The organism is Litoreibacter ascidiaceicola, assembly GCF_900129235.1.
GTDB classification, from domain to species: Bacteria; Pseudomonadota; Alphaproteobacteria; order Rhodobacterales; family Rhodobacteraceae; genus Litoreibacter; species Litoreibacter ascidiaceicola.
Genome location: NZ_FQUV01000017.1, coordinates 1 through 10,056, shown reverse-complemented (window position 1 = coordinate 10,056; position 10,056 = coordinate 1). Strand labels below are relative to the sequence as shown.

12 protein-coding genes are annotated in these 10,056 nt (G+C 55.6%); 6 read left to right on the top strand and 6 right to left on the bottom strand.

The annotated features are described in order from the left end of the window. Window positions 1-443: 443 nt before the first annotated feature. The 3 genes from BUB72_RS18390 to mobQ all read right to left on the bottom strand — a co-directional run bounded on the left by BUB72_RS18390 (window position 444) and on the right by mobQ (window position 3,586). Entirely contained in the window at window positions 444-1,328 is an 885-nt protein-coding gene (locus BUB72_RS18390) for an ArdC family protein (protein ID WP_073146457.1), read from the bottom strand. 430 nt (window positions 1,329-1,758) lie between these two features. Next, window positions 1,759-2,229, bottom strand: coding sequence for a hypothetical protein (locus tag BUB72_RS18385; protein ID WP_073146455.1), 471 nt, complete (start codon window positions 2,227-2,229; stop codon window positions 1,759-1,761). A 19-nt stretch (window positions 2,230-2,248) separates the two neighbouring features. Next, on the bottom strand, window positions 2,249-3,586 hold the full coding sequence (gene mobQ / locus BUB72_RS18380; RefSeq protein WP_139250732.1) for a MobQ family relaxase: 1,338 nt from the start codon (window positions 3,584-3,586) through the stop codon (window positions 2,249-2,251). A 253-nt stretch (window positions 3,587-3,839) separates the two neighbouring features. Here mobQ and BUB72_RS18375 point away from each other — a divergent pair, with 253 nt between their 5' ends. The 6 genes from BUB72_RS18375 to BUB72_RS18355 all read left to right on the top strand — a co-directional run bounded on the left by BUB72_RS18375 (window position 3,840) and on the right by BUB72_RS18355 (window position 8,360). Further along, window positions 3,840-4,142 (top strand): hypothetical protein, encoded by a 303-nt coding sequence (locus BUB72_RS18375; protein WP_073146451.1) that lies wholly within the window; start codon window positions 3,840-3,842, stop codon window positions 4,140-4,142. Window positions 4,143-4,207: 65 nt separating this feature from the next. Continuing rightward, window positions 4,208-5,983 (top strand): type IV secretory system conjugative DNA transfer family protein, encoded by a 1,776-nt coding sequence (locus BUB72_RS18370; protein WP_245814942.1) that lies wholly within the window; start codon window positions 4,208-4,210, stop codon window positions 5,981-5,983. A 243-nt stretch (window positions 5,984-6,226) separates the two neighbouring features. Continuing rightward, window positions 6,227-7,270, top strand: coding sequence for a replication initiator protein A (locus BUB72_RS18365; RefSeq protein ID WP_073146445.1), 1,044 nt, complete (start codon window positions 6,227-6,229; stop codon window positions 7,268-7,270). Next, window positions 7,267-7,416, top strand: a complete 150-nt coding sequence (locus BUB72_RS18945; protein WP_175549214.1) for a hypothetical protein — start codon at window positions 7,267-7,269, stop codon at window positions 7,414-7,416. The genes BUB72_RS18365 and BUB72_RS18945 overlap by 4 nt, the downstream gene beginning before the upstream one ends. 4 nt (window positions 7,417-7,420) lie before the next feature. Continuing rightward, entirely contained in the window at window positions 7,421-8,089 is a 669-nt protein-coding gene (locus BUB72_RS18360; protein ID WP_073146443.1) for a ParA family protein, read from the top strand. After that, complete coding sequence (locus BUB72_RS18355) at window positions 8,073-8,360, top strand: chromosome partitioning protein ParB (protein WP_073146441.1); 288 nt, start codon at window positions 8,073-8,075, stop codon at window positions 8,358-8,360. The genes BUB72_RS18360 and BUB72_RS18355 overlap by 17 nt, the downstream gene beginning before the upstream one ends. 48 nt (window positions 8,361-8,408) lie before the next feature. Here BUB72_RS18355 and BUB72_RS18350 read toward each other — a convergent pair whose 3' ends face one another. From BUB72_RS18350 to BUB72_RS18715, 3 genes are all read right to left on the bottom strand, one after another. After that, a complete protein-coding gene (locus tag BUB72_RS18350) occupies window positions 8,409-8,675 on the bottom strand; it encodes a Txe/YoeB family addiction module toxin (protein ID WP_073146438.1) in 267 nt (88 codons plus the stop codon). After that, window positions 8,672-8,923, bottom strand: coding sequence for a type II toxin-antitoxin system Phd/YefM family antitoxin (locus BUB72_RS18345; RefSeq protein ID WP_073146436.1), 252 nt, complete (start codon window positions 8,921-8,923; stop codon window positions 8,672-8,674). The genes BUB72_RS18350 and BUB72_RS18345 overlap by 4 nt, the downstream gene beginning before the upstream one ends. 83 nt (window positions 8,924-9,006) lie before the next feature. Next, on the bottom strand, window positions 9,007-9,924 hold the full coding sequence (locus BUB72_RS18715) for a hypothetical protein (RefSeq protein WP_175549213.1): 918 nt from the start codon (window positions 9,922-9,924) through the stop codon (window positions 9,007-9,009). Between the last annotated feature and the right edge of the window lie 132 nt (window positions 9,925-10,056).

The window sequence follows — 10,056 nt, the reverse complement described above, 5'->3', positions numbered from 1 at the left end:
CCTTATCCCTTATGCTGGCCCCCCGGGGTCGCCCGGGGGGCCGCCGCCCCGCCGCCGCCACAGGGGCCGCTTGGGGGGTAGGCGTCAGAGGGAACCAGCCCCTCCACGGATCGGTGAACCGATCCTAAATACAGCGATTTTATTCCGAACCGAACCGAAGCCCGGCATACCGATAAGACATAGATAGGATCTTCCTTGTGCGATACAAGATCGCTAAGAGCGATTTTTTTATCCTGTCTCAAGGGGGCACTCTGTCACTATACCACTTCAGATGTCTGGGCATCTCATGCCCGTCCGCGCGAAGCGCCGGGCCTGTCGGCGGGTGGCCTTTTGGTTGCCCGCCGACAGGTCACCCTGAAACCGTCCACGGCCAAGATCGAACCACAAGGCAAAAAGCCCCTGCCTGATGACGGGGGCCTCTATCACTCGACAGTACGGGGCTGTTACTCAGCGGCCATCCGCTCGGCCTGCGCGGTGCTGGCCATGATGTAGTCCACGGCCTTCTGCGCCTCTGATGCGGCCCGAAATATCGCGCGACTGTCTTCCTTCATTGCCTCAAGCCATCCTTCGACATAGGCCGCGCTCTGTTCAAATTCAGGCTCCACCCCGATCTGCGCGCAAAGCATGCAGTTACCGATTTCGGCGACCAGCTCCTCGAATGCATAGGCCTTGCGATCATTGAACCGGCCCAAACGGTCCAGCCGTTTCGTCGCTCCTGTCCAGTGGGTCAGCTCGTGCGCCAAGGTGCCGTAATATCCTGCCGCCCTGTGAAACGTCGCGATCAGCGGCATGTGGATGCGATCTGTCTTGATGTTGTAATAGGCGCGCGGCTCCTCGGTCACGTCGATCTGCGCGCCGGTTGCGGCAAAGAATGCCTCCAACGCGAGGTCGGCCACGGTGCCCAGATCACGGGGCGGATCGGGCAGGATATAGAATTCAGCGGGTAAACCCTCGATCTGGTCGGCATTGAACACGCGGTAGGCCTTGGCATAGGGGATCTGGCGTTCCTCGCCATTCTCGTCCTCGCGCTCAACGGTGCCGTATTTCACGACCGTAGCGGATTTCTCGCCCTTGCGGACATGGCCCCCCAGTTGCTTGGCCTGATTAAACGTCATCCAGCGGGCAGAACTGTAGTCCTTGTCCATCGCGGTCGCCCAAAGCATCAGGATATTGATGCCCCGATAGGCCTCGCCGTTGAACCGCTCCGGCAAGCTGGCCGTTGCCCCACCTCCGGTCCACGGCTTGCGCCACGGGGGCGTGCCCGCCTCGATCTGCGCGACAATCTGATCGGTGACATGGGAATAAACGTCAAATTTCTCTTTGGTCATTTGTGACCCTCCTTGAATGACGCGGTGGAAGCCTGAGCCCCTTTCCGCCAATGGGCGGGCCTTCCTGTTCTGTTGTTTGGAATGCCCATGCATTCCGAACGGCAGAGCAGGTAAGGGCAAAGCCCTGCCTGCGGCCTGACAGGGCCGTGACAACCGGGTGGAGGGCGTGAATTTGGGAGGGAACCGCGCGCTTGCGCGTGGGAGGAACCGGAATTCTCGACCGTAACCGACGCCGCAGGCGACGCTTGCCGGTTTTCTCGGACCTGACAGGATGGCAGGCGGATCAATAGGATTTGGAAACTGTCAGGGTTGGGGCGAGCGGGCGTCAGCCCGTCGATCCCCTGCCCTGTCTATCGCTTAAAGCGAGACCGGCGCTTTGCCGGAATCACATAAGTTCATAAGGTTTCGGGATGAAGTGCAGCGTTGCGTGCTACAGCAAGCCCACAAACTTGTTCTGTTCAAAATAATATCGATCCCGCGCTGGCGCGGTGTCTAGGGCCTTGTCGAACGGGTGCGCCTGAAGGGCCAAAACCGGCCAAGTGTCCGCATCATCCACCGGCGAATACATAGCGATGATCTCGTCATCCCCAGTTAGCAGGCTTGGAAGACTATTCCAGACAAGCAGCGGAGCATCGGTGATGTGCCCCTCATCATTCAGAACAACAGGACCTGCTATGGCCTGTTGCCATGCTTGGATTTCATCGTCGGTTTCGAGCAACACAAAGTCCGGCCTGGGATCAGGTGATAACAACGGGTCTTTCACACGAAACGCGTAGATCGTCGGCAATGCCCCTTTCGAGGTCCCATCCGGTGTTTGGTACAGCATGGTGTCGTAAACGTCTGTGTAATTGGGAAGCGGCTGCGATTGCCTCTGGTCTTTGTTGTGGCGATCTTCAAACACTATGTGGTTCCTTTCAGTTTTAACGTTCTCTGTCTCTGTCGCGGTCTCGACCTTGCCCGCGCTCGGGCGCACTATCTCGCCCACGCCCGAGAATATCATCTCGCAGCCCTTGGTCACGACCCTCACCGTCACGGGCGGCGATGTCCCGCTCTACCGCAGCCGCATCACGCTCCTGCCCGGTGTCGCGCACACGCCCGAGGATGGCGTCACGGCGATCTCGATCTGGATTATCCGGCGCAAGGCGCTCGCGCCCGTAATCCGGCGCTTGCGCCTCTGAGCGATCAACACCGCGTCCCAATACCGCTGCCCGGCGGGCCTCCATGTCATCGGGGGCGTCCCGCTGTACGATATCACGATCATCCGCACCGTTGCGACCGTCTCCCCGCTCTACGTCAGCCTGCGGCCTCTCAACTTCGCCCATAACTCTCTCCTTGATCCGTGACATCGCCGCTTCAGCGCGCTCCCAAAGCTGATCCAGCCGCTCGCGTGCAGTGGCAATAAACGCGCGCCCGCGCTCGACCAGTTCCAGCCGCAATTCTAGCTGCCGCCAGCCCAGTTCTTGGCGCGCAGCATTGCGGTCCTGTACCGCGCGGAAGGCGTCACCGCGCTCAGTCTCAATGCCGCGCTTTTCAAGTGCATTGGCCGATGGTCCAATTTTTGGCTCAGGTTCGCGGCTGAGCTCGACCACCTTTTTCTCGCGCTCAAGCGCGAGCTCTTCCTGCCCGTTTCCGCGCGCCCGCTCGACCTCTTGCTCGGCCTCAGCCCGCTGAACATCAATGGACCGGTGGTCGATCCTCTCCGACCGCCCTGCCCGCTCAAGGGCTTTGTTTGCATCTCGCGCCCATGCCTCCCGCCAGCCCACAAGCAGGTCCGGCGCATTCCAGCTGCGATCCTTTTTGCCGAACCCGTCGCCTGTCAGCTCCCGCATGGTCAGCATGACATGGGCATGGGGCTGCGATTGGCCATCACGGGCGCGCGCCTCGTGAACAGCCACGTCCGCGATCATGCCACGATCAACAAACTCGCGCTGAACAAAACCGCGCAACAGCTCCAGGCGTTCGCCCCGATCGAGTTCACGGGGCAACGCCACTTCGATCTCGCGGGCAAGCTGCGCATCACGCCGCTTCTCGACGGCCTCAACCGCGTTCCAGAGCTGGTCGCGATCACGCATCCAGTCGGGCGAGCTCGACGGGGCCATGATCTCGGAATGCACGACACCACCCTTGCGCGAATAGTCATGCTCCAATCCCTGCCGGTCATCCCGCAGCCGCCCAGCCGTCCGGTAGGCGGCGGCTGCGACCGATGACCGGCCTCCTGCCCGGCTGATTACTTTCGCACTGAGATGATAGATCGCCACGGCAGGAACGCCTCTCTTCAAAACAGGGTCCAGCGTCTGATTGCGCTGGCGGGGAGTTTGAGGGCCGCGCCCTCTGCATGCGGTCATGCCGCATTTTCTAAGCCAATCGTCACACCACACACCGCAGTTTCAGGCTATTTTCAACACCAGCCACAGCGCACGTTGTCGAAGACAATGTATAAGCGCGCATTTGTTTCTTTTCAACCTATCAATCTAACGCTACGTTTGCCTCGTTACTCACTGAGGTTGCCCCATGTCCCAAAGCCGTCCGCCCGACGCTCGCATTGCAGAACTCACCGAGAAGAAAAGCCAGCTCGACGCCCAGATCGCAGCGCTCGATGCCCGGCGGCGTCTCTCTCAGAAGAAAGACGAAGACCGCATCAAATGGCTCTTGGGCACTTTGGTCTTCGACCGTTTGAGCGCCGAACCTGCTCTTCAGAGCCCCGAACTTGTAAAGCTTGTGAGGCGCGACCTGCCAGACCGCCTCACTGAACGGGACCGCGACCGGGGGCTCTGGCAAATTCTGTTTCCTGAAAGTCACGAGGACCGGCCATGAGTTTTGTTCTGGATGCCCGCCACTGGGTGATCATGATCGGCGCTATGATCCTGGCCGCTGCCGCGATGATCCTCGCCCCGCAAGCGGTCGCAATCTACCCGGTGACCACCTATGCCTTCCCGATCATCGCCGTGGCTGCCATCCTCGACACCCTCGGGACAGCCGCAGAGCGTCACAGGACGCCTCTCAAGCTCCTCGCATGGTTATGCCTATGCGCTGCCACCTTTACAGCCCTGACGCCCCTCAGAGGCCCGTTCAGCGACCTGCTGGCGACAACCCAAGCCTGGACTGGCACGGGCTGGCCCCTCCCCCGCGCCATTTGGGAAGGCCTCAAAGGGCTGGCGCGGTATTCTGACCCCCAGAAGCAGGCCATGGCGATCTCCTTTTCGCTTGGCGCTTTTGGCGTGGCTGTCGCTGTCAGCGCCCCGCTGATGGCAATTTTCAATCCGCGCATTGGCCGCAACCGCAAATCTCGTACCGGACCCTGGCAAGCGGGCTGGATGGACCCCCGCGACATCGCCCACATGGCACGCAACAAGACAGGCCTGCCCCTCGCCCTGCACAAGGGCAAGCTGCTGCGCTACGTCAAGGACGATGCCAAGGGATGGCGCGGTGGTCACCACCTCGTTGTCTCGGGTACACGGGGCGGCAAGGGCGTCAGTGCTGTTATCCCGGCGATCCTCGGTCACCAAGGGCCAGTGGTCTGTCTCGACATCAAGGGCGAGAATTTCGCCGTGACGCGCCGCCACCGCAAAGCGCTCGGGCGCAAGGTGGCCGTCCTCAATCCTTTCGGCCTCGTCGAAAATGGAAAGGATCAGTTCAACCCGCTCGACTACATCCGGCCGGGCGAGCTAGCGCGAGACGTGGCTTTGGTCGCGGATGGCCTGGTTAAACCAGAACAGGGTGACGGCGCGCACTTCTCTGAAATGGCCCGTCAGCTGGTTGCCGCAGCGATCGAAGTGGTTGTGACCCAAGAAGAACCGAAGCGGCGCAATCTGATCGCAGTGGCTGATCTGCTGTTGTCAGCAAACCTCGACAGCACACTTGAGGCCTGGGCTGAAAACGGCGACCTTGTTGGCCACCGCCCTGCCCAGACCGCCGCAACTATTCTGCGCGCGGGCGATCGCGAACGCGGGTCGATCCAAACGGCTGTCTCCAAAGCGTTCGATTGGATGCAGTCGGACAACATGCGGCATTTTTTGTCGGGATCCAGCTTCAGCATGGATGATCTTCTCGATGATCAGGTTGATCTCTTCATCGCGGTCCCGCTCGATCAAGTGGACAAGCAAGCCATCTTCATGCGCCTGTTCATCAACATCGTTCTGGGCACGGTCGTGCGCCAGGATGGGAGGCGCAAGGTTAAGGCCCCGATCTTGCTCGTGCTCGATGAATTCGTGCGGATGGGTCGCATGGAGCAGATCATGAATATTGCCAACGTCGCCGCAGGTGCTGGTGTCGAGGCGTTGTTCGTCACACAGGACACGGGCCAGGTCGAAAAAGCCTATGGGCCAAACGATGCCCGCTCGATTTTCGGTTCCTGCATCACCAAGCGCGTCTTCAACCTGAATGACATCGAAACTGCTGAATGGGCAGCGCGCCATCTCGGGGAAAGCACTGTCTATTCTCAGCAAATTAGTGAAGGTAAGTCAGCGAACGAGGGTCGAGATTTTTCTTACTCTGAGCAGAGTCAGAAGCTCATGACTGCGGAGCAGATCATGGGCATGAAAGCCGATGATCTCTTGCTGCTGGTAGGAAACCGGAGCCCGCTCAAGGCGAAGCAGAACCTGTATTTTAAGAATAAAGCCTATCGTGGGCTGTATGACGATAACCCGCTCAACTGAAATATGATTAGATGTCCTGTCAGCTTCTTGTGTTAAATATGTGTTAATATATGTGTTACGCTAATTTTTGATGCGTTTTTGCATTTTATAAACAACGCCTTAGGCAATTGCTTGGTGTGTGATAACACGTTTGAAGGTGTGTGATAACACGAAGATTGGTGTGTAATAGCACGTTTTGGCCTGCTGGTGTGTGGTAGCACGAAAGAACTTGACTCGGTGTGCAATAACACGAATTTAGGGTGTATGGTGGGTAATAACACGAAAGCACGGTCCCCTCTTCTGCCGGACCGGATGCAGCAAGGCGATTTTTTCGTCTGCGATATCTTTGATGCTGCGCCCAAGGGCGATATGGCTTCAATGGAGCATCCTGTATTCTCGATCTCGACAAAGCCGGACAAGAATATCCGTAGATATGAGAATGGTGACGTTTTTGTTGAAGTTGTTCCCTCAGTCAAAGGACTGGCAACGGTCTACGACCGTGACATCCTGATCTTCTGTATTTCTCAAGTCATTGCCGCTTTGAACGATGGTCGAGAGGTCAATCAAACGATACGTTTCAAGGCGTTTGACCTACTTACGTCAACGAACAGAGGCACTGATGGTCGCGGCTATGAGCAGCTCAGAGCCGCATTTGAGCGGCTTTCCGGGACTCGTATTGCCACAAACATCACAACGGCAGACACGGAAGTGCTAGATGGCTTCGGCCTGATTGACCGCTACCGTATCGTTAGGGAAACCCGCGATGGCCGGATGCAGGAAATCGAAGTTAAGCTGTCAGACTGGGTGTTCAATGCCATCAACGCGCGTGAAGTTCTCACACTCAGCCGGAACTACTTCCGGCTTCGAAAGCCGTTGGAACGCCGTCTTTATGAGATTGCACGTAAGCATTGTGGATATAAGCAGCGTTGGGCAATCGGCTTGACTAAGCTCAAGGAAAAGTGCGGCTCCTATTCAACTGACAAAGAGTTTAAACGCCTTATTTCTAAGATCGTTGCGGAGGATGTCGCTCACGACCACATCCCAGACTACAGCCTTCGTCTTGAGGGTTCTCAGGCTGTATTTTATTCTCGTGGCTCGGTCCCTACCCCACAAGAGGACGTTTTCGAGGGGCGACTTGAACCCGATGCGTATGATGCTGCGCGTGAAGCTGCTCCTGGCTGGGATACCCGGCATCTGGAGCATGAGTGGCGTCGTTGGTGCGGCAAAGAAGAGATCGAGCCGAAACATCCAACTAAGCACTACATCAAGTTTTGTGAGAGTTGGTTTGAGAAAAGGGGTCGTCCATGACAGGATTTAATACCGGTTATGGAAATAAAACCGGTACAATTTTTAAATCCGGTAATATAAATAATACCGGTATGAGAAAAATAACAGGTATTGAATTTAAATCTGGTTATAGATACGTTTCCGGTATGAGAAATAAAGCAGGTTAGTTTAATGCCGGTCATCGTAATGGCGAGCCCCAAGGGCGGAGTTGGAAAGTCTACTTGTGCAGTTTTGTTGGCATCAGAGTTCGCTCGGATGGGCGCTGATGTGACTGCCTTGGATTGTGATCCGAACAAGTCACTTACACGTTGGGCATCCCACGGACTGCCTAAGGGCGTCACTCTTTACAGCGATATTGGGCGTTCAGAGATTGTGGCCACAATCAAAAATGCGGACGGGGACGGTAAGATCGTGATCGTAGATCTTGAAGGCGTAGCTTCACAATTGGTGAGTCGTGCCATTTCGCAAGCTGATCTAGTCATCGTACCGATGCAGCCTACCGCGTTAGATGCCGAGATTGGATCGGAGGCACTAGCGCTTGTCAAAGAAGAGGAAGAAGCTCTTAGCCGAACGATCAAACACGCGGTCGTTCTGACAAAGACAAGCGCTGCGGTGAAAAGCCGGGTACAGAAAGAACTCGAAAACCAATTGCGCGGGGCAGGGATCGACATGATCGAACCGTCCCTCGTAGCCCGCGCGGCGTTCTCGGAACTCTTTGCCTATGGCGGTGACCTTACATCGATGTTGAACAACCCTGAGATTGTGACGGGCGGCAAGGTGGACAAGGCCTTGTTGAACGCCACGGCATTTACGGAGGCAGTGTATGAGCGGCTCAAATAGACTAGCAGGTCTCACTGCGCGGCCTAAAGATACTGGCGCGGCGGAAGTGCGCAAGGTTGATGAAGTTGGTGAAGCTCGCGGTTTTGTTGATCGTACGCCTCGTAAGAAACCTGGACGTAAGCCTAGCCCGAGAACGCACCAACTGCATCCTAAAGTTTTCCCAAAGGTAGGGGAGGCGATAGCAAGCGAGGCTGAACGTCTTGGAATCACCCAAGGACAGCTTATTGAGCAGATGTGGGAGTTTTACGAAAAATCTGAAACGGACTACTAATATCGTTTCTGATCAGTGCATTAGTCTCAAAAGTATGCATCGCGTTGCTCAGTAATGAAACCGTAGTTGTGCTATCTCCAAGCTTTGATTCTCACCTGCACCGCTTACGCGGTAGACCATGCGATCTTCCTGAGAAATCCGCCGTGACCACCATCCTGTTAGGTCTCCCTTCAGAGGTTCCGGCTTTCCAGTTCCCTTAAAGGGAGTCCGCTTGCATTGCTTAATCAGCTCATTGACGCGATCGCGTATCTTTTCATTGGTGTTGACCCAATGCTGGTAGTCTTCCCAAGCTTGGTCAGAAAAGACCAGTTTCACTCAGTCAACTCACGCTCTTCGCCAGTTCCGGCATCGAGTTGCGCGATCGAGGCGCGCAAACGGGATGCGTTTTTCGGGGTGGATAGGAGGTGCAACGTTTCGTTGACGGCGTTCCAAGTATCCAAAGATACGACGACGACAGACTCGCCCTTCTTGCGGGTCACGACAACTTCCTGCTGATCATGGATAGCACGGTCCATGACGCCTTTAAGCTGGGCGCGTGCATCTGAGTAGGTCATAACATCCATCGCGACTCTCCTTGTTGTCGTAACCTTATATGTACAACATTAAGTACAAGTAAAGGGTAGAGACTCATATTGGTGCTTTTTGCTTAGTCTTGATCGAACTTAGTTTTGTAGATTTCATCAGGTGCGATCCACCCTTCTAGGTACTCTAAAGGGTCCAACGTTCCCAACATTGACCGTGCTAACCTAAGACGCTCTAAAAGCTTGTCTTTTCGCTCGCCATCCAAACCCTCAACCCGCGTTTCTGCTTCTAGAAAGAACCGCTCTACCGACACGGTGGACGCCCACCTATCCATGATCTCTGAGAGCTGCTTTTGACTATCGGCTCGAGCCTGCGCCACACGACGCTGATCTTCAGCATGACGCCAGCGTTTTTGACTTTCTTCCCATTCAAGTTTCCGCTGAGCAGCTTCATTTTCTGCTTTTGCCATGAGTTTATGGATAGCGCCTTTGGAACTCTCCAATTTTCGGATGATGACTGGAACCATCGATTTAATGGAACTCTTTGGTGTGTCTTGCCAGCTTTCGGTCCACGCTACTCCCTGGAGAGGGGAGTAGGCGATTAACCGAAAACGACCACAAGGAAGGTCTTGCTCGGTCGTCCAAGTGTGAGCAGCATGCCCACGTCTAGAGGCTGGCAGCTTGGTATTTTCCCGAACAAATCTTCCACCAATATACCGCATGGTAGCCCGTTCAGTCATTTCCGTCAGCGTAAGACCAAAGGGCACATCCCCGACAAAAGTGATCGTTGGACGATGCGGCGACCAAATCGTACCCATTGAGTACCGACCGTACTTTCGATCTTTGCCCGGTGTTTCTCGCTCTTCAAAAGCAACTCGGTGCATCTTTTGATCTGGTGGCGCAAACTGAACCCTATGTCCTTTTGCACTAAGAGACTTATAGATTTCATCTGCAATCTCAATTGCTTGATGCAAACTCCTCTGTGACGCAATTATGTCCGGTAGCAGCTTCTTATAAGGTCTTAGAAATTCGCCCTCATCCAATTTCCTTGTTTTGCGAAAATGTCCTTCGACACTATTAAGCCCACATTTCCCAAGTGATCGCGTGATTTAGCTTCGTTTGTCCGTTTTTTTGTGTTACATTACAGCATGTTAACTTGCGTTGGAGGCTGCAAT

Bases quoted from the DNA above. Each gene is read 5' to 3' on its own strand.
- BUB72_RS18375 (WP_073146451.1), top strand. From the start codon at position 3,840: ATGTCCCAAAGCCGTCCGCCCGACGCTCGCATTGCAGAACTCACCGAG.
- BUB72_RS18390 (WP_073146457.1), bottom strand. From the start codon at position 1,328: ATGACCAAAGAGAAATTTGACGTTTATTCCCATGTCACCGATCAGATT.
- BUB72_RS18370 (WP_245814942.1), top strand. From the start codon at position 4,208: ATGATCCTCGCCCCGCAAGCGGTCGCAATCTACCCGGTGACCACCTAT.
- BUB72_RS18945 (WP_175549214.1), top strand. From the start codon at position 7,267: ATGACAGGATTTAATACCGGTTATGGAAATAAAACCGGTACAATTTTT.
- BUB72_RS18360 (WP_073146443.1), top strand. From the start codon at position 7,421: ATGCCGGTCATCGTAATGGCGAGCCCCAAGGGCGGAGTTGGAAAGTCT.
- BUB72_RS18365 (WP_073146445.1), top strand. From the start codon at position 6,227: ATGGTGGGTAATAACACGAAAGCACGGTCCCCTCTTCTGCCGGACCGG.
- BUB72_RS18355 (WP_073146441.1), top strand. From the start codon at position 8,073: ATGAGCGGCTCAAATAGACTAGCAGGTCTCACTGCGCGGCCTAAAGAT.
- BUB72_RS18345 (WP_073146436.1), bottom strand. From the start codon at position 8,923: ATGGATGTTATGACCTACTCAGATGCACGCGCCCAGCTTAAAGGCGTC.